Here is a 20,858-nt window from a genome sequence, read left to right on the forward strand (position 1 = left end):
TATGATGAATTTAGCTGAATTTGCTATAAGACAACGAACCTTCGTTATTTTCTTTACCGTGTTGTGTGTGATAGCGGGTGGGTTATCGTATTTTAAATTGGGTAAATTAGAAGACCCAAGCTTTACGGTAAAAAGTGCCGTGGTTGTCACGCTATATCCTGGCGCTTCTGCTGAAGAAGTTGAACAGCAAGTGACAGACAAAGTTGAAACAAAATTACAAGAAATGGGATCGCTTTGGAAATTACGATCGCTATCTAAACCGGGTATGTCGATGGTGTTTATTGATTTGAAAGAATCGATTTCATCAAAGCAATTACCTCAAGAATGGGATTTATTACGCCGTAAAGTTTCGGATGTGAAGCTTGGTTTACCAGCCACAGCACAGATAAGTATTGTGCAAGATGAATTCTCTGAAGTGTACGGCATGCTTTTCTCTGTTTATGGAGAAGATACGTCACCTGCCGATTTACGTTTATACGCGAAAGAGTTACAACGTCGTTTAAAAACGGTCGATGGGATTAAAAAAATTGAGCTACATGGTGTTCAAAACCAAGTGGTGAATATTGATATTACCGATGAGCGTTTAGCGGCTTATGGTTTATCTACCGTTCAAGTATTGAACCAATTAAATAGTCAAAACATGGTGTTCGATGCAGGCAGTATGGCAGCAGGTCATGAACGTATTCGTATTGATCAAAGTAGCTCATTCCAATCGCTGCAAGATATTCAAAACTTCACTCTAAAAGGGGGGATAAGCGAGCTAGGTACTGGACTTATTCGATTGCAAGATGTTGCAGATGTATCAATGGGTTATCAAACGCCTGCGTTATCTCTAAGTCGTTATAATGGCATTGATGCAGTGACGTTAGCGGTGAGCCCTGTGAGTGGTATTAACGTAGTGAGTTTAGGATCAAGCATTGATGAGGTCATTGCTGAGTATCAATCAACATTACCTGTTGGCGTTGAAGTTGGGATTGTTGCTTTTCAGCCCGATGAAGTACAAAAATCGATTGATAATTTCGTTTTAAACTTATTAGAAAGTGTGCTGATTGTTGTCGTTGTATTGTGGATCTTTATGGGATTCAAAAGCGCGACCATTGTTGGGACCAGTTTGCTCGTTACGATATTATTAACGCTTATTTATATGTACCTAGCGAGTATTGATTTACAGCGAGTCTCATTAGGTACCTTCATTTTAGCTCTGGGTATGTTAGTTGATAACGCCATTGTTATTACCGATATGTACACCTCAAAAGTAAAAAGTGGCATTGAAAAAACCAAAGCCGCGACCGATTGTATTCAGGAAACAGCATTGCCATTATTAGGGGCAACGTTCATTGCCATTATGGGCGCTAGCCCTGTGTTATTCTCACAAACCGATGCGGCTGAGTTTGCTGGCTCTGTGTTTAAAATCATGTGTTCATCGTTGTTACTTTCATGGTTGGTTGCAATGACCATTACGCCATTGATGTGTTGGTTATGGCTAAAACCAGAAGTGGGCAGTGAAGAGTTCGTGAAGCCAAGTCGTTTTAAAAAGGTGATAGGTTGGACAGTCGATAATCCTAAAAAGAGCGTTGTCTGCGGTGGTTCCGTTGCTGCTAATGACGGCGGTGGTTATCCCTCAAATCTCGGTTAACTTTATGCCAAGTTCGGATCGTCCTGTTGTATTCCTTGATTATTGGTTGCCAAATGGCGCTAAAATTGAAGAAACCTCAAAAGACATGAAGCGTATAGAAGCGTGGTTATTAGAACAACCTGAAGTGGATTTAATCTCAACCTATGTGGGCGCAAGTGCTCCTCGATTCTCAGTGACGGTAGAGCCTGAGCCGTTTGATCCAAGTTACGGCCAAATCGTGATTAATACGACTGATTACGACGCAATTAAGCCGTTAATTAAACGTGGTGATGCATGGTTAGAGAGTGAATTTCCTCAAGCTGAACCAAGATTCCGTTCATTGAAACTGGCAACGAAAGATAAGTTCAGCATTGAAGCGCGATTTACAGGGCCAGATCCAGATGTATTACGTGGATTGTCTCAAGAAGCTCAAGCGATTTTTAACGAGAACCCATACACCAAGTACGTGCGTGATGATTGGCGTCAAACCAGTAAAGTATTAGTACCCATCATTAACCAAGAACAGGCGCGTCGTGCGGGGATTAATCGTGCTGATATTGCAATGGCATTAAAACGCTCGTCAGATGGCATGATATTAGGGGCAATGCAGCAAGGTGATGAGTTAATTCCATTACTATTAAAAAGCCCAGAATCAAGCATGGCATCATTAGAAACTATCCCAGTAAAATCATTGTTAGGCATTCATTCTGTACCATTAGGGCAAGTTGTTGATGGCTTTGAATTGAAAAACGAAGAAAGCATGATTTGGCGACGTGATCGTGTGCCATCAATCACGGCTCAAGCGGCGATTACAGAAAAAACCGCAGCGCAAGTTCGCTCACAAGTACTCGAAGAGATTGAAGCGATTCAATTGCCTTATGGTTACACATTGGAATGGGGTGGGGAATATTATGATGAACATCGCTCAATCATGGATACCTTCTCACAACTACCAAAAGCACTGATCTTTATGGTGATTATTTTGGTGGCAATGTTTAACGGCTTTAAGCAGCCTGTGATTATTCTAACCACCGTGCCTTTGGCGGCGACGGGGGCAAGTTTAAGTCTGCTGTTATTTGATAAGCCTTTCGGTTACATGGCGTTAATTGGTGCAGTAGCGCTGTCTGGCATGATAGTGAAAAACGGCATTGTATTGATGGACCAAATTGAACTAGAACGTAAGCAAGGCAAGTTATTAGATGATGCGATTAAAGACGCAACGCTAAACAGAACCATGGCGATTTCATTAGGTGCATTAACCACGGCATTAGGCATGATCCCATTATTATCAGATAGATTATTCGATCAAATGGCGGCAACCATTATTGGTGGACTTGCAGCGGCAACGTTCTTATCACTGCTAGCAATGCCTGCAATGTATAAATTGTTCTATAAAAATGATCGCGCAAATAACGATGTAAATGTGGAAATGGCGTCAATCAAAAATGAACTTAACATGAAGGGTATTCGTCATGAAAATGCATAAAGTATCGACAATAACAAAAGCGTTATTCTTGGCTGGTATGCTGACAGGTTGTAGCATGACGCCAGATTATACTCCGCCAGAAATGACGATGAGCGAAGCCTATACGCAGATTGAAGGCGTAAATGGTTCACAAACATTATCAAGTGATCAAGCGTGGTGGAAAGGGTTTAATGACCCAATATTAAACCAATTGGTTGAAGACGCACAGCAGCAGAATATTCCGTTACGAATTGCTTCTGAGCGCATTAAAATGGCGCAGTCTTATCATGAAATGGTGTCGTCATTTAAAGTGCCAACCGTTAGCCTTGGTGCTGGGTATGTCAATTATCAAATCAGTGAAAATGATCCTTTATTAGGCGCTGCGGTTTCGCCTATTGGAGTACCTGCTGCGGCTCAACCTCTTGTTGGTTCTAGCGTGACATTAATGGATCAACAGCAAGATGGCTTTGGTGTAGGGGCCACCATCGCTTGGGAAATGGATTTATTTGGTCGCATTGATAGCCAAGCTGATGCGGCTGAAATAAGAAAAGAACAAGTCGAGATTTACCGTAGTGGGTTAAACACCTTGGTAACGGCTGATGTGATAAGTAACTATTTGCAATATCGCGGCGCAATAGAGCGTAAAGCGATTGCAATGGGAACGATTGAAGATCAAAAAAGCACGTTGAAACTGGTGAAAAAAGTGGTTGATAATGGTTATGGCTCAGAGCTTGATATTTCTCAGGCAAGTGCCATGCTGGCGGCGACAGAGGCGATTATTCCTCAATTAGACATTGCAGCGAATATTCACAAGCAGCGACTGGCTATTTTGTTAGGGCAACCGACCCGTTCATTAAACCTAGGAGATGATTCGATTGAACAAGTCACTCCAGAATTAGCCGGTATTATCCCTACTGGGCTGCCGTCAGATTTATTGCAACGTCGCCCTGATGTTCGTATGGCAGAGAGAGAAATAGCGGCAATGAATGAAGAGTTAGGTGCCGCTATCGCAAGTCGTTATCCGAAAGTATTTTTAACCGGCACGCCAGGATTAGTTGCAGGAGATTTTGATGATTTGTTTAACAGTGGTTCATTTGGTTGGATGGCAAGTGCAGGCGTAAGTTGGACTGTATTTGATGGTGGTCGAGGAGAGGCAATGGTCGATATTCAAGAAGCGCGTCTTGAAACGTCCGTTCTTACTTATCAACACGCGGTAAATGGCGCCTTTGCAGAAGTAGAAACGTTGCTGTTTGCTTATGGTAACAGCCAGAAATACCAAGCAAGCATTACCGAAGCACAGCAACAAACAGAGACCGCGTTAAGCAAAGCCAATGCTTTATACAATGCAGGCTTGATTGATTATCTGTCAGTATTAGATGCACAACGACAACATAATATGATGAAAGACAGAGTCGTGGCCGCTAAGTTACAAACGGCGCAATCAGTGGTGGGGTTACACAAAGCTCTGGGTGGAGAGTGGGAGATTTAGTGTCACATAGTAAATGACTTACACCGTGAACGTTCATTGATAGTTCACGGTGAGAGTGGCCTCAAATTACCACGTTATTACGGCTATTAAAGTACCGTTTCTTATGTACTTCATTACGTGTTTTCAACATAAAGAGAATGAATTTATGTCCATTATTTCGATACTTAGGCAATGGCCTTTTATTATTTTATGCACCACATCCTTAATTGGTTGTTCAACTAGCGCTCCTTTCATCGCCGTTCCAAGTGAACAAAGCGATCAGGTTTATCCTTTAGGAAAAGACAATTTACGCTACTGGGGTGACAGCAGTGATCTGTTTTTTGATGAAGTGTACTTATCTCATTTCCAACAAGAAAAAGACGATCATCATTATTTAGCGTTATCTGGTGGTGGCGCTAATGGGGCTTATGGTGCAGGCATTTTAACCGCATGGAGCGAGATGGGTGGAAGACCCGACTTTGATATTGTGACGGGGGTAAGTACAGGGGCATTAATCGCGGTGTTTGCGTATTTAGGAGAAGACTATGATGATGAACTCACCGAATTTTATACCACAACAGAAACTGACGATATTTTTATTACCAAACGTATATTCAATATGCTAAGCGGAACGGCATTGTTAGACAGTTCACCACTTGAAAACACAATAAGAGAAACCGTCACAACAGAATTGCTTGATAAAGTGGCTGAATATAATGCTCAAGGTCGCTTGTTATTGGTCGGTACAACCGATTTAGGTAGCCAGCGATTGTCGATCTGGAACATGGGAGAGATTGCAGCGTTAAAATCTGACGAGAGCCAGCGTTTATTTGAAGACATTATTTTAGCGTCAGCGTCCATTCCTGGAGCGTTTCCGGCGGTAAGAATTAACGTAGAAGGAGAAGATGAAACCTATCAAGAACTTCATGTTGATGGTGGAGTAACAAGGCAAGTCTTTTTAATCTCAGATTCTTTATCTGTAGTGAATAATCAAAATAAAAATCATCACATTTATGTGATAAGAAATGGGGAATTTGAACCCAAGGTTGACGATCCAGAATTGAACTTAAATTACGTTGCTTCACGCTCATTATCTACGTTAATTAAGTATCAAGGTCGAGGAGATGTCATGCGAATTTATAACTTGGCGCAGCGCTCAAACATTGATTTCTATTTTAGTCACATGGAAAGTGATATGGCATTGGAGGTAGAGCAAGATCCTGATCAGCCGTTTGATTCGACTTACATGCAACATTTGTATAAATATGGGTATGAACAGACTTTAATTGGTAACGTTTGGGATGATAAGCCACCTCAGTTTAATACCTTCTCGGTTGATCTTTAAGGTTCTGACTTAATGCATTAAACATGTGATGTTGAATTAGGTTCTATTGATGCTATTGGTAGTGAAAGCGTTCGTTTAACCGCGGCAACATCATATTTACAGGCAATGTTTATGGATGGCGTTAAATAGGTGTGATAAAAATAATCGTGGTAAGTGATCTTTTTACACGGACTGTTCGTAATAATAAAAAGATAAAGTTAATGGAGTTAACGATGATAAAGAAGATAACAAAATTTGGTGTTATAGGCGCAACGTTGATGATGCTAAGTGGTTGTTTAGGAATGCCCAAAGACGTTCAGCCTATTTCAGGGTTTGATCTTAATCGCTACCTTGGAGAATGGTACGAAATTGCGAGATTGGATCATTCGTTTGAGCGTGGGTTAAGTCAAGTTAGTGCGACTTACAGCGTGAACGATGACGGCTCGGTTAAGGTTATTAATAAGGGATTTTCGGCAGAAGATAATGAATGGAGCGAAGCGCTTGGCAAAGCTAAATTTGTTAATCAACCAGATGAAGGTTATTTAAAAGTGTCTTTTTTTGGGCCTTTTTATGGTTCATACGTTATTTTTGAATTAGATAAAGAAAACTATGAATACGCATTTGTGTCGGGGCCTGATTTAGATTATTTATGGCTACTCTCTCGAACAAAAGAAGTTGACCAAGATGTGATTGAGCGCTTTGTATCAACCGCTCAATCTCTAGGTTTTAAAACAAATGAACTTATCTTTGTTGAACAATAATTAAATTGTCGCGTTAGTTAACGGATATTGGATATCCCCGCCTATTAACTAGCGCGCTAATTTATGATGTGCTCGTGAAAAATGTCCCGCACAAAATGCACCTACAATAGATAGTTCACCTGCCAAACAGAGTGCTGCACATACTTCAGCTAACGCTTGTGATTTTCCTGAACCGTGTAATCCCATTATTTCCAAACAGGCTTTTTGACTTGGTAATCCGGTACCACCGCCAACGGTTCCTAGCATTAGGTTTGGTAGCGTCACACTTGCGTACAATCCGCCATCTCTATCCACTTCAATTCGTGTCATACCAACGGCCGACTCTGCAACACACGCCGCATCTTGGCCACAAGCAATATATAACGCAGCCAGTGCATTGGCGTAATGCGCATTAATACCAATAGTGCCACTGAGCGTAGCCCCAACCGTACTCATTTGAGTAAATTGCATCATTTTTTCTGGTGTGGTGTGCAGATATTTCTGAACTAATTCAGCAGGAATATGTACTTCTGCGGTTACTTTCTTACCACGAACGCTACGAAGAGACTGGCTACTGGCTTTTTTATCGCCTGATAAATTGCCATCTAAATAGGCGTTCTCAGGAGTGATTGGAGAGTTTTCTAAGATATAACCGAAAATCGCATTAGTCGCAATGGTCACCATGTTCTGACCAGACGCATCACCAGTTAAAAATTCAAATACTAAGTAAACGTGATTGCCTTCAATACTGATATTAATATCGCTGAGTTTTCCGTGAGAAGTGGTCGCTTCAGCCAATTGTTTGAAGGTATCGTATTGAGTGACGGCCCACGCTACAAATTGCCCAGCTTCGGCTAAGTTATAAAAGGCAAATGCAGGAGTTCGAGTAACACCTTCATTTAATAACATGGCACTTGCACCACCACTGGCAGTGATCAGCTGTGAACCTCGGCTATAAGAAGCCACTAATGCCGCTTCAGTCGTAGCAAGAGGAACTAGGTAATCGCCTTTGGCAAATAAACCATTCACACGTAAAGGGCTCGTTAGTCCGACAGGGACTTTGACAGTACCAATAAAGTGTTCAATGTTTTTTTCGTAGGCTTGGCTTTGTGCTTGGGTATGAACATCAAACAGTTCCGCTTGCAGCGCAGGATTCGCTAGCTTATCCCAACGACGGATAAGGTTTTTATCGGTGAGATATGGGCTTGGAGTCAGTTTTTTTGTTGGTTTTTCAAAGTTAGGTTTGAGCGATTGCTCTAACTTATCTGCGGAGATATCGCCTCCTAAGATAGATACATAGTCACGACGGTGCAGATTCAATTTTGGCATAAAACATATTAATTACAGCAAATGTTGAGAGGGATTTTACTGAGTAATGAGTGAGAAACAAGAGGAAGATATAAACGGTTACAGTTTGCTTAGATTTATCGTGTTTATTCGAACCAAAATAAGGTGATAAAACCGCACAATAAAGGTCACATTTAGCGACAAGTTTTTTTGATTGTAACGATAAATATTAATGATTGGACTCATTGTTGATTATATAAGTTAATGCGTATGGACATGATTGTAGACTTACGATCCTTGTCAGGTTTTATCTCGCATTCCAACGAGGTATTTTCTGTTGATGGCCCTATTGTGTGAGGTCTCTAAATTTGGAACATTCGGTTAATTTGGAACGCATCCGTGCTGAGTATAATGTAAAGCATTGGAGCCAAGGTTTTTACGGTATTGATGATAATGGTGAAGTGTATGTTTCACCACGTAGTGAATCAGATCATCAAGTACCACTAAGTCATATTGTGAATCAATTAGAGCAGCGAAATATTGGATTGCCTGCTTTGGTTCGTTTTCCTCAAATCGTACATCAGCGTGTGCATAATATTTGTAACGCATTTAACCAAGCGATTGAAGAATACCAATATGAAAACCATTATCTTCTTGTTTACCCTATTAAAGTAAACCAACAAAAAGAAGTGGTTGATGAAATTCTTGCAAGTCAGGCGCAATTAGAGCAAAAGCAATTAGGTTTAGAAGCGGGCAGTAAGCCTGAGCTATTGGCCGTATTAGCATTAGCTCAAAAAGCGAGTTCAGTGATTGTATGTAATGGTTATAAAGACCGTGAATACGTTCGCTTAGCACTGATTGGTGAGAAACTTGGTCACAGTGTTTTTATCGTTCTAGAAAAATTATCAGAATTAGATTTAGTTCTATCTGAAGCTAAAGCATTAGGTGTTAAACCTCGCCTTGGTTTACGTATTCGTCTTGCTTCTCAAGGTGCGGGTAAGTGGCAAGCAAGTGGTGGCGAAAAATCGAAATTTGGTTTGTCTGCCTCTCAAGTATTGACGGTAATTAATCGTCTAAAAGCAGAAGATCAGTTAGATATTTTAGAGTTGGTGCATTTCCACCTTGGCTCACAAATGGCGAACATTCGTGATGTACGTAATGGCGTAAGTGAAGCGGCACGATTCTATTGTGAATTACGTGATATTGGCGCAAAACTAAAATATCTCGATGTGGGTGGCGGTTTGGCGGTGGATTACGACGGTACTCGTAGTCAATCATCTAATTCTATGAACTACGGTTTGGCGGAGTACGCACGTAACATTGTGATGACTATTGGTGATATTTGTCAGCTTTACTCACAACCAATGCCAGTGATCATTTCTGAATCTGGACGTTCGTTAACAGCGCATCACGCAGTGTTAATTACTAACGTTATTGGTACAGAAAGCTACACGCCAGAAGCGATTGAAAAGCCTCATGGTGATGATCCTCTGTTATTACACAATATGTGGCGTAACCTAGAGCAGTTAGAGAATGGTGGTGATGACCGCGCACTTATTGAGATTTATAACGATACTCAATGTGACGTAGCTGAAGCACATAACCAGTTTGCGACAGGTATGATTAACCTTCAGCATCGTGCATGGGCAGAGCAAGTTTCATTACGTATTAACTATGAGTTAAGCGTAAAAATGAGTACCAAGAACCGTTACCACCGTCCAATTTTAGATGAATTGAGTGAGCGTTTAGCGGATAAATTCTTTGTGAACTTCTCTCTGTTCCAATCATTACCAGATGCATGGGGCATTGATCAGGTATTCCCTGTGATGCCATTAAGTGGTCTTGATAATGCGGATGAACATCGCGCAGTTGTATTAGATATAACGTGTGACTCAGACGGTACTATTGATCAATACGTTGATGGTCAAGGTATTGAAACCACATTGCCAGTACCAGCGTGGAACCCAGATGAGCCTTATTTGATGGGCTTCTTCTTAGTGGGTGCATACCAAGAGATCTTGGGTGATATGCATAACCTATTTGGTGACACCCATAGCGTTGTTGTAAATGTTGATGAAAATGGTGAAGCGAATATTGATTACATCAATGAAGGTGACACCGTTGAAGATATGATGCGTTATGTGCATATCGATGTAGATTTGATCCGTCAAAATTACAAAGACATGGTAACAGCGAAAGTAGCAAAAGAAGAACAACAAAGCGTGCTTGAAGAGTTAGAGCAGGGCTTGATGGGCTACACCTATTTGGAAGATTTTTAATGAACGATTTATTCACTAAAAAAGATTACTCATTGTACTCAAATGCAATGACATTTATGCGTCGTCCATTGGTACAGAACCCAATCGATAATGATGCAGATATCGTTGTATTAGGTGCACCGTTAGATATGGCAACTTCTGGTCGTCCTGGTGCACGTTTAGGCCCTGACGCGATCCGTCGTGCATCAGTAAATCTAGCGTGGGAAGGCAAAAAATTCCCATGGGATTTCAATGTATTTGATCATACTAAAGTTATCGATTCTGGTGATTTAGTATTTGATACCGGTGATGCAGAAGATTTTACTGTACGCCTTGAAGCCGCTGCTGATGCGATTTTAGATAGTGGTAAAACGTTATTAGGCTTAGGTGGTGATCATTTCATTACTTTGCCATTGCTTCGTTCTTATGCGAAAAAATACGGTGAAATGGCATTGATTCATTTTGATGCACATACTGATACTTACAGTCATGGTAGCCGTTACGATCACGGTACTATGTTCTATCATGCGCCTAACGAAGGGTTAATTTCACCAGAGCATTCAGTGCAAATTGGTATTCGTACTGAATATGATCAAAAAGATCATGGCTTTAATGTGATCAATGCGATGCAAGCGAATGACATGAGTGTTGATGCGATTATTGAACAAGTAAAAGGCATTGTTGGTGATAAACCAGTATACCTAACGTTCGATATTGATTGTCTTGATCCAGCGTTTGCTCCGGGTACAGGTACACCTGTTTGTGGTGGCTTGAACTCAGATAAGATCTTAAAAATCATCCGTGGTTTACAAGGTATCAATATGGTTGGTATGGATGTGGTAGAAGTATCACCCGCTTACGACCAAAGTGATATTACAGCACTCGCTGGTGCGACAATTGCACTTGAATTGTTATATGTTTGGACTGCAAATCGTTTAACCAAATAAGCGTTCTTAGAGCTAAGTAAATAATATAAACCCGTTGAATGAACGTTCAACGGGTTTATGCTGTTCAGGATTCAGGATTCAGGATTCAGGATTCAGGATTCAGGATTTAAAGCAGCGAGACTTTGATACTTGTGCTTTCTTGTTTATTGCTTGCATAACCGCGCTAGGGTTTGCTTTATATAGGCGATTTAAAGAGGTCGTTGTTTTTAATTCAGTTTTTAAATACGCGCTGTAATCTTTGAATTTATTCATGTTTTCAGAACCATAATTGTTCTGGCAAGATTGAACCCAACTAACATAGTTTTTAAAGAAGGTAGATGCCTCTTTGGTTGGCATTGTTGTCATTAAATACGCCATATCACGACTGGTTTGAAAGTGTTGAAAATCAATCGGTGTATCCCAATAGCCACCCCAGTAGACAAACCCGTTACTGGTAAAGGTACTTATTATCTCTTCTGCAAACCCCTTTCTGTCCTCTTTTCCGAAGCGCTGTAGCATTCGGTTTGCGTATTCGTGACCCTTAAGAGGTTTGAATGTCGCCGTGCCCCAAGAGGTAAATTCAACAAATGGGTTTTGTAATGGATTGATGTCAACGGCCACGCCATAAGCGTGTAATGAAAGAGAGGACTTGCCAGCAATAGGACGATAGTTAAAAGCTGATGTGTTATTTGCATCCATTGATTTGTTATCATCACCGCCAAATTGTTCAATCGGTTGTGCTTGAGCAATAGGAAAACCTTTCTTATATAACTCATTAAAAATGCGATCCACATAAGGAGCTACGGCATCAAGTACCACCACTTTTCCTGTGGCGGTTTTTCCTTCAAAATTATAATGAGTGAAGGTCACATTACGCAAGCGGTCACATTGCACCGGGGCTTTGGCTGACATGACATTCTTATTTGTCATGGCTTGGCATTGTGATGGAGTAACGTTTGAAACACTTGCCAGAACAGAAGTCGAGCAAAGTCCCAGTAGTAATGATCCAATTAGATGAGTGTTATTCATAATTCGTCCTAGCTACGTTTATATTTTTGATTATAAAAAAGGCTATGCCATGGTTTGCGTATTGATCATAGCAACAAGAAAGAGTGCATTATTTATTCATGATACGTCATGATCCTTATTCCAAACTAAATATCTTTGGATTTTGTGAGCCGATGGGGTAAGAGCGGTAGACATCCTTACGCCGTAGGGATAAAATTTTCATGTTACCGAGAGTTTATAGACAACAGTAACAGTTATATTTATGCCATTGATGGCCATTATTTAGAATAATCAGGGATAAATACTTATCTGAATAAGTTTCTTAAACGAGAGTTACCCAGATGAGTATCAGATTATTGTCGATATAGACGTAGGAGTAGAGAGTCATAATGTCGAACAAATTTAAAGCAGCAGTTGCAACGTTTCGTGCTTTTCCTCGATACATTCGTTGGAGTGCGTATACATTAAGCGCATACCTTTTTTATGCTGCTTTACTTGGGCTACTTGTTCCTTATATTGCGAAGCAACAAATCCCAGAGCAAGTATCAAAACTGATTGAACGTCCTGTGACATTAACAGATATTACAATCAATCCTTTTACACTTCAGCTTGATGTTCATCAATTCGCTATTTTAGAAGACGACAAACCGTTCGTACAGTTTGAACATGCCAGTGTTCAGGTTAATTTTTGGCAATCTATTTTTAATGCCGCTGTTTCGGTCGAATATATTTCCCTTGATAAGCCCTACATTAATCTTGAGCGTGTAAATAATACGAATGAATTGCGGTTTAATTTTAGTGATATTATCGATGCTGTTGCTCGTAATACGGTGACAACAGAAGAGCCAGAACCAAAGACTGATGAAGTCATTGATAGAAACGCACCGTTATTTCCTGTATTGATTAAACACACCGCCTTAACTCAAGCTGAGGTTCGTTTATTAGATGGAGTAACAGGAACTCAGCTTGCTTATCCAAATATTACTATCACGCTTGGTGAGTTTTCGACTCAAAGCTTGCTAACGGATATAGAGAAAAAGAACGACTACCGCTTACATATTACTGATGTGGATTCAGGCACGGTTGAGTTGACTGGCCAAGTTCAATTAAAACCGCTAGAAGTTGTCGGTGATATTGATGTTCAGCATATTCAATTACCACGTTTATGGGGCTTTATTGAAAAAGATATTATTGCCAAATTAACATCGGGTAATGTGAATTTTTCATCTAACTATCATTTGGCTCAAACCATCGGTAATACCGAACATGATGATTCGATGAGCATTACTAGTGATAAGGGCATGTTCTCTGTTAATGATTTGAATTTTAATACTGAGGGGAAATCGATTGTCTCTTTGCCTGATTTTTCAGTCAATGGTATTGCGACGAATGTAGAGAAGCAAACCGTTAACATTGATTCTGTTACTTCTCATGGTTTAAATGTATCAGCAAAGGTTGATGATAAAGGGGCAGATCTTGTTAGATTATTCACTCCTAAATTTATTACTGAAGCATCAAAAGAAAATAAAGCAAAACCTGTAGAAAAAGAGTCAAAATCTACTGCTGATGCTCCTACATGGTTAGTGACACTTGATGGCGTAGAAATTAAAGACTACCAATTAAACGTTGAAGAGAAAGTCGTTACTAAAAAAGCCCATCAATGGCAGATCTCTCCAATTAATATAACCACAAGTCAGATCGTGAGTGATTTATCTAAACCGATTGATTTTGATTTCTTTACGTCGGTTAATGGTAAAGGTGATATCAGCATTAAAGGGCAAGCGGATGCGAAACAACAAGCGGTATTAGCGGATATTGATGTTAAATCATTGAAGCTAGCTCAGTTCCAGCCTTACCTAGCAACCGCTGTCAATGCGACGCTAACTAAAGGTGAAGTGAATACCCAAGTAAAATTAGATGCCAATGCAGAAGGTAACGTTGAAGTGAGTGGGGGCGTGCAAGTTAATAACCTCTCTATTCGTGATAACAAATTAAGAAAACCGTTTGTAAAATGGCGCTCGCTGGCAGTCAACAAATTTGATTTTAATTTACAAAAAAATAAACTGGCGGTTGATACATTAAGTGTAAGTCAGCCCTATGCACGAGTTGTGATTAATGAAGACCGAAGCACTAATATTGGTGATTTGATCGTTGCTCAACCAACAGCTAAAAAGAAGAAGCCAGCACCCACTGCGGCAAAGGGTAAGAAAGAGAAGCCGTTTGCATTAAGCGTCCGAAAAATCGCGTTTAATAACGGCTCAGCGTTCTTTGCAGATAATTCTTTAACGCCAAATTTCTCATCGGGTATCGAACAACTAAAAGGTAATATTGGCCATGTGTCTAGTATTCCAGGAACAAAAGCAACGGTGGATATCAGCGGTAGTATCGAGAAATATGCACCAATGAAAGTAAAAGGCGAGATCAACCCATTAATAGAACAACCTTACTTAGATCTGGATGTTATCTTTAAAAGTGTTGAACTAACCACGGTAAATCCTTATTCAGGTACGTATGCTGGACATTACATTGATAAAGGACAGTTAACGTTAGCGCTTAATTATCAATTAGAAAACAACCAATTAAAGGGATCGAACCACGTTATTATCGACCAATTACAATTAGGTAAAGCCAGTGATAGTGATATTGCGACGTCACTGCCGTTAGAGTTGGCTATTGCTTTGCTGCAAGATAATAATGGGGTGATTGACTTAGGCGTTGAAGTTTCTGGTGATGTGAATGACCCTGAATTTGGATTGGGGGCGGTGATTTGGGACACGATTACGAATATCATCACTAAAGCCGTGACAGCCCCATTTTCGTTCATTGCGGGCCTTGCCGGTTCTGATGAAGAGTTAAACATTATCGCCTTTGAGTTTGGCGCGAATACATTAACGCCTGAAGAGCAAGAGAAGTTGCAAACACTCGGTTCGGCATTAGAAACTCGCCCTAAACTGAAGCTAACCGTTGATGGTGCAGTGAATGCAGCAGAAGACAGTAAAGCGTTAGCGCTTATGCAATTTAATGAGAAATTAGCAGAGACAGCGCAAATGACAGTGGCTGAGTTACCTGCAAATTTAAGCGCCACCACCATACCAACATCTGGGCCTTTATCGAATGCATTAAAGGCATTGTATGAAACAGAATCAGGGCAAGATGCTAATGATGTGGAAGACAGGATTGAACAAGAACAAGCAGAAAAAGGGACAGAGTTAACCGATGAAGCGTTAACTCAGCGCTGGCACATTGCACTGTATAATTTGACACTTAATAAGCAAGAAGTCGCGAAAGGTGAATTAGGTCACTTGGCTCAACAACGCGCACAAGCGGTGAAAGCGTACCTAGTGGATGTCGTAAAAGTGGATGCATCACGCGTGTTCTTATTAGACAGTCGATTTGATATCGAACAAGACACAAGCAGCGTGTTGTTATCGTTAGAAGCTAAATAATAGCTGATTAAATAGCTGATTAAATAGCTGTGAAAATGACAAAAAAATAGCGCACCATGAAGAGGTTGCGCTATTTTTTTTATCTACAATTTATGATTAAAACGGCATTGGGAACTTTCTAAAGACCACATTAATATCGGCTAAAGCTTCTTCACTTAATGGTTTAGAAAACGCTTCAATGTCTTCTTTTAACTGCTCTAGAGACGTTGCGCCAATAATCGTTGATGTCACGCCATCCACTTGGTCACACCATGCTAATGCAAGCTGACAAGGTGTGTAACCGTGTTTTTCTGCAACCTCCATATAAGCCTTGACCGCTTCGTTTGCCGCTGGCGTATCACGGAAGATCCCATTACGTTGTGAATAGGTCCAGCGACTTCCTTCAGGCATTTTACCATCCAGATATTTACCACTTAACATACCTCCGGCTAATGGTGACCAAGGTAAATAGGCAACGTTTTCATGAACACAGTTTTCAATCAAATAAGGCCAATCTTTCGCATGTAATAAACTGAACTCATTTTGGATTGAAACCATGCGTGGTAAATCGTATTTAGCACTCAATTTAAGGTAAGTATTAATGCCCCAAGGCGTGTCATCAGATAATCCAATATGAAGAATTTTACCTGCCTTAATGCATTCGTTTAATGCTTTTAAGATCTCAAGCATATCGGCTTCTTCTTTTTTTGCATCAAAATCACTGAATTTGAATTGATTCGGAAAATGCTTACCAAAATGGGGAGAAGTACGATTAGGCCAATGCAGTTGGTATAGATCAATATAATCGGTTTGTAAACGCGCAAGTGAGGAATCTACCGCGGCAATAACGGCTTCACCAGTAATTGCGCCTGCGTTGCGAACCCAAGGTAAACCAGGGCCTGCAATTTTAGTTGCTAGTACAATCTCTTTACGGCGTTCTGGATTTTCGGCAAGCCAATTACCAATGATGGTTTCTGTTTTACCGTAGGTTTCTGGGGAAGGTGGAACCGCGTACATCTCAGCGGTATCGATGAAGTTGATACCTTGGCTAAGCGCGTATTCGATCTGTTGATTCGCGTCTTCTTGAGAGTTTTGTTGTCCCCACGTCATGCTACCAAGGCAGATACGAGAAACAGACACATTGCTGCTACCGAGTGTTGTATATTCCATGTAAGAAGGCTCCTTTATTTGATTTTTTATTCGATCATTGATCTAGAAAACGTACCCATACTTTCCCTTCTTTTGAGATGTTTTGTTTAAGGGTAAGGTGTAATGTAATGGTGACTGACAGGGTCAGCATAACAAAAATAGCGATTAAAATAAGTAGTTGATATTTTATGGCAACCATTGGGTTAACCCCGCCTAAAATTTGACCTGTCATCATGCCGGGCAAAGTAACCAGGCCAGTTGTCGCCATAGATGCCATTATAGGGGCAAACGCTTTTTGCATCGCAGCACGAACAAAAGGGATTGTGGCATAATGAGGTGAAGCACCAAGCGCAATGGCTGCGTGATATTCACTTTCTCGTTCTTTAAATGCCGTAAACAGGTTTTGTAATGCGACGATGTTACCACTTAGACTGTTGCCTAATAGCATTCCCGCCAAAGGGATCACATATTGTGCGCTATACAAAGGGGTTGGTTGAATAATTACGGCACTTAATAACACCACTAATGGCAATAAACCTATCAATAAACCTATTGAAACGGGAAGCAGTAAGCGTTTTTTTGGCAGTTTGGACTTTGTGATAATAGAGCTAGAGCCAATTGCTATCATCAACACAATCCACAATGTGTTTAATAATGGGCTGTTTAATTGAAAGACAAACTCTAGATATAAGCCAATAAATGCCAATTGTGCAACCATTCGAACCACACTCACCGTCATCTCTTTAGCAAGATCTAACTGATAGAGGCGATTAATCGTAAATGGAATAAGCAACGTAAGACTAAAGAGTCCCATTAATGTCCAACTGATATCTAAGGATTCTTGCATTAAGTTTACCTAGAACGGTTAATTAAGGTTATTTGAACATAAAAAAACCGCTGATGTCAGCGGTTTTTGTTATTTATGAACTTAGGGATAAAATATGCGTTAATTACAAAGAACGAACCACACGGAAACCAGTGTAGTTAGCGCTTGTTGATGGATTAAGTTCTAGAGACTCATACACTTTTGCTTTTGTTGGTGCAAAGCTCCATGCGCCGCCACGAACAACACCTGACTTAGTATTTGTCCATTCCCAAACGTTACCTGCAGTATCATAGATACCGTAAGGGTTTGCGCCAAAGCTGCCTACAGGAGATGTTGATTTGTTTGCCCAAGACGAGCCGCCCCAACCTGTATTAGCGTTACCTGAACCAATGTCAGATCCCCACCAGTAAGCTGCTTTGCTACCCGCTCGTGCTGCAACTTCCCACTGAACTTCAGAAGGCAGTGTGTATTTAAAGCCAGTTTGTTTTGTTAGCCATTGAGCGTATGTTTCTGCATCTTTTTTAGAGATACATACTGCAGGTGCATTTTTTGACTGTTCAAAACCAGGTTTACGCCAGTTTTGGTTTTGGTGACGTTTAGTTTCACCACCATTGATAGCATTACAACCTGCACCTTTTTCTGCTTCAGTGATGTAACCAGAGCTAGCAACAAACGCATCAAACTGATTTACTGTTACAGGAGTAGCAGCGATAGAGTAGGCTTTTGAGATGCTGATATTTTGCTTAGCATTTTTACCAACGTGATAATTACCAGAACCAATGACAACCATTTGTGGAGCTTGTTGATTATTACTTAAACGGTCAGCAAACTTCTTCCCTGGTTTTGGGCGGTTTTCTTGATCTTTTAACTCGGCCCAAACTGTCATATCTTTGGTTAATGACATTTGACGGCTATACGGTTCAAAGCCTGCTTTTTCAACGGTAACTTGATGTTGACCAGCTGGTAGCATGACATCTACAGGTGTGCTGCCGTAATTTACGCCATTGACGGTTACGTTATCTTCATGACGGTTTGAACGAATGGTAATACCAACCCATTTCTTTTCTTTCTTGATTTTGTCATTAGATGTTTGAGCTGTACTCTGCTCAATACAGTAACGGTTTTCTAATCCCAGCATTTGACATGCTGCTGTTGAGTTTGGACGAGCACGTAACGATGCTTGTAGTTTTGTTGTGTAGCGATTACTACCATTAAAGCCACTATCAAGAATAGCACTGTCTAATACGTGAATATTTAATGATACATTATCAATGTGTTGTTTCACTGAATCAGACTCTGTGAAACCATTGATCAATTGTTGCTGAAAATTATTTACTGCTTTTTGCATGCTCAATGTTTTACCTTGGCTTGAACAAGCACTTAATGTCATCGATATTTTACAAGTAATGGTATGAACAACATCTAAAGTATCTTGAGCAATCAATTCTTCTTGTAAACGAAGAACGCGCGCTTCTTGACGAGATTCACCTAGAATTTCAAGTTCATCTAAAGCTCGTTGTTTTTTAGAACTACTTGTTTTTAATACACGGGTTTGTTCTTGAATATCTTGTTGAATAGCTAGTTTAGCAATTTGGTTTTCTTTTACAGCTTTCCAAGAATCTTGGTATTGTTTTTGGAAAGGAGTAATGTCCAGATCTGGATCATCGATCATACGGTTATACTGCTCATCTAGATTACGCTGAGCTAGCTTACGTTTTGCATCTAATTGTTGTGCTTTCTCATCTAAAGTCGAGTTTTGGTTACGTAGTTCTCTTAGACGATTTTGGTCATTAATAACCGTACTTTCAAGTTGTTTTACTTCATTGCGTTTATGAGTCAATTTAGTATCAATTGAAGCTACGGAATCAACAGCCTGAGGGGCTGGTGGTGCGTCGGTATTAGCAAGCGCAATAGAGGTAAAAAGTGCCGGCGATAACAGTAGTGCTAGAGCGGGTAGTCCTTTACGATTCATAATAATTCTGCTTTTTATATTAGACATAACATGATTTTTTATCTTAAATTCGTTTAAATTAACCATTAATTAAGTATACGATGATAGGCATTTAACTTAACGTTATTGAAAGCCGTATCCATACAAGGGTTAATAGTATATTGATACTGATCTACAAAGGGTACTTACAAAGTAGCCTATGTAGATTAGTATCTATTATTTTGACACCATAAAACCCAAGCAATTTTTATACCAAATTTATAGGGTGTAAGTCTATGTAAATTTTGATTTTCTTGCTCATTCTTTCAGAGTTTTGAGATAATGATCAAGGCTGTGATTTCTGTATTAGAAAGGTTGATTAGAACATATATTCTAATTGGTTGTTTATTAATGTGTTTTATATTAATTTACTGAAATCATTGGTTGGTTTTACATCAACAGTATTATCATTCGTCATGATCATGCTTTCGCAGATGTCAGGGTTATATAGTTGATTGACGAATGAAGAAGGAGAGTAATGAGTATGCAATGGATTTCACCAACACAAATTATCATGTTACCAGAAGAGCGAGATCTTCATTCCCATGATTATCATCAGTTAGTCATAGGATTAAAAGGTCAAGCTGAATTTGAGATTAATGGTTGTGATAGTTTGATTTATGCAGGAAAGGTTGGAGTTATTCCTGCGCAGCATCAGCATGCATTTTCTAGTCTACATCACGCAGAGGTGTTAGTACTTAATTTCCCTAAATACTTTGAAGATGAAGCACTTGGAAATCGAGTTAATCAGTTGTTTGTTAATTCAGGTTATTACCAACTCGATAGTCAGATTCAGCATTTGATACAATTACTCGTTAGTGAGATCCAAGCGAGTTCAGATGACTATCTATTAAATAGAGCGTGCAGTGATACGATAATTTCACTTCTTCACCGTCATTTAATTGATGAAAATTCCGAAAAAAAAGTTAAACGTCTAAATTCAGATGTGATCGACAATTTTATAACGCAAAATATAGGAAGCAAGATCACAGTTTCTCAATTGGCAAGCACTATTTTTCTAGGGGAGAGTCAATTTTATGCCATTTTTAAGCAAGAGCTTGGACTAACTCCTCATCAATATATTGTCGTTCAGCGGATCCAATACGCAAAAGAATTGTTAGGGGAGAGTACATTAACTGTTGGTGAAATTGCACAGCAAACAGGATTTGCTAATCAAAGCGCGTTTAGCCACGCATTTATGAAGAATGTAGGTCACTCCCCGAGTAAATATCGTCAATTGCACTTTATTCGTAATTAAAAATTTCTGCTTTTGTTCTCATTTTGTAACTGCATGGACGATTTAGCAATTAAATCGGAGTTTTTGACAAGTATTTATTATAAATAGAAAATAGACTCTTTCGCAACTAGAACTATTAA

12 protein-coding genes and 1 pseudogene are annotated in these 20,858 nt (G+C 39.9%); 8 read left to right on the forward strand and 5 right to left on the reverse strand.

The features are described 5' to 3' along the window. Nucleotide 1 precedes the first annotated feature (1 nt). From ACU5DF_RS07370 to ACU5DF_RS07385, 4 genes and pseudogenes are all read left to right on the forward strand, one after another. Nucleotides 2-3,101, forward strand: a pseudogene (locus ACU5DF_RS07370) (efflux RND transporter permease subunit). Next, nucleotides 3,088-4,569: an efflux transporter outer membrane subunit gene (locus tag ACU5DF_RS07375; protein ID WP_446712375.1), complete on the forward strand. Its 1,482-nt coding sequence runs from the start codon at nucleotides 3,088-3,090 to the stop codon at nucleotides 4,567-4,569. The pseudogene ACU5DF_RS07370 and the gene ACU5DF_RS07375 overlap by 14 nt, the downstream one beginning before the upstream one ends. Nucleotides 4,570-4,714: 145 nt before the next feature. Continuing rightward, entirely contained in the window at nucleotides 4,715-5,893 is a 1,179-nt protein-coding gene (locus ACU5DF_RS07380) for a patatin-like phospholipase family protein (protein ID WP_446712376.1), read from the forward strand. A gap of 215 nt (nucleotides 5,894-6,108) precedes the next feature. Next, nucleotides 6,109-6,633 (forward strand): lipocalin family protein, encoded by a 525-nt coding sequence (locus ACU5DF_RS07385; RefSeq protein WP_446712500.1) that lies wholly within the window; start codon nucleotides 6,109-6,111, stop codon nucleotides 6,631-6,633. Between the two features lie 48 nt (nucleotides 6,634-6,681). Here ACU5DF_RS07385 and ACU5DF_RS07390 read toward each other — a convergent pair whose 3' ends face one another. Beyond that, a complete protein-coding gene (locus ACU5DF_RS07390; RefSeq protein ID WP_446712377.1) occupies nucleotides 6,682-7,941 on the reverse strand; it encodes a hydroxymethylglutaryl-CoA reductase in 1,260 nt (419 codons plus the stop codon). 344 nt (nucleotides 7,942-8,285) lie between these two features. Between ACU5DF_RS07390 and speA the strand changes: the two genes are divergently transcribed. Together speA and speB are read left to right on the forward strand one after the other, a co-directional pair. Next, the gene (gene speA / locus ACU5DF_RS07395) at nucleotides 8,286-10,178 is read left to right on the forward strand and encodes an arginine decarboxylase (protein ID WP_446712501.1); all 1,893 of its coding nucleotides are present in this window, start codon (nucleotides 8,286-8,288) and stop codon (nucleotides 10,176-10,178) included. Continuing rightward, nucleotides 10,178-11,104, forward strand: a complete 927-nt coding sequence (speB, locus tag ACU5DF_RS07400) for an agmatinase (protein WP_446712378.1) — start codon at nucleotides 10,178-10,180, stop codon at nucleotides 11,102-11,104. The genes speA and speB overlap by 1 nt, the downstream gene beginning before the upstream one ends. 99 nt (nucleotides 11,105-11,203) lie before the next feature. Here the strand turns inward: speB and ACU5DF_RS07405 are convergent, their stop codons facing one another. Next, nucleotides 11,204-12,112, reverse strand: coding sequence for a M15 family metallopeptidase (locus ACU5DF_RS07405; RefSeq protein WP_446712379.1), 909 nt, complete (start codon nucleotides 12,110-12,112; stop codon nucleotides 11,204-11,206). Nucleotides 12,113-12,480: 368 nt separating this feature from the next. Between ACU5DF_RS07405 and ACU5DF_RS07410 the strand changes: the two genes are divergently transcribed. Next, nucleotides 12,481-15,537 (forward strand): DUF748 domain-containing protein, encoded by a 3,057-nt coding sequence (locus tag ACU5DF_RS07410; protein WP_446712380.1) that lies wholly within the window; start codon nucleotides 12,481-12,483, stop codon nucleotides 15,535-15,537. A gap of 96 nt (nucleotides 15,538-15,633) precedes the next feature. On the opposite strand, the gene ACU5DF_RS07415 is transcribed toward ACU5DF_RS07410, so the two are convergent. The 3 genes from ACU5DF_RS07415 to ACU5DF_RS07425 form a co-directional block, all read right to left on the reverse strand. Next, on the reverse strand, nucleotides 15,634-16,686 hold the full coding sequence (locus ACU5DF_RS07415) for an aldo/keto reductase (protein WP_446712381.1): 1,053 nt from the start codon (nucleotides 16,684-16,686) through the stop codon (nucleotides 15,634-15,636). A gap of 34 nt (nucleotides 16,687-16,720) precedes the next feature. Then, nucleotides 16,721-17,512: an ABC transporter permease gene (locus tag ACU5DF_RS07420; protein WP_446712382.1), complete on the reverse strand. Its 792-nt coding sequence runs from the start codon at nucleotides 17,510-17,512 to the stop codon at nucleotides 16,721-16,723. Nucleotides 17,513-17,615: 103 nt separating this feature from the next. Further along, nucleotides 17,616-19,463: an SUMF1/EgtB/PvdO family nonheme iron enzyme gene (locus ACU5DF_RS07425; RefSeq protein WP_446712383.1), complete on the reverse strand. Its 1,848-nt coding sequence runs from the start codon at nucleotides 19,461-19,463 to the stop codon at nucleotides 17,616-17,618. A 496-nt stretch (nucleotides 19,464-19,959) separates the two neighbouring features. Between ACU5DF_RS07425 and ACU5DF_RS07430 the strand changes: the two genes are divergently transcribed. Next, nucleotides 19,960-20,739, forward strand: coding sequence for a helix-turn-helix domain-containing protein (locus ACU5DF_RS07430; RefSeq protein WP_446712384.1), 780 nt, complete (start codon nucleotides 19,960-19,962; stop codon nucleotides 20,737-20,739). The last annotated feature ends 119 nt before the right edge of the window (nucleotides 20,740-20,858 follow it).

Source organism: Aliivibrio wodanis (assembly GCF_052920805.1).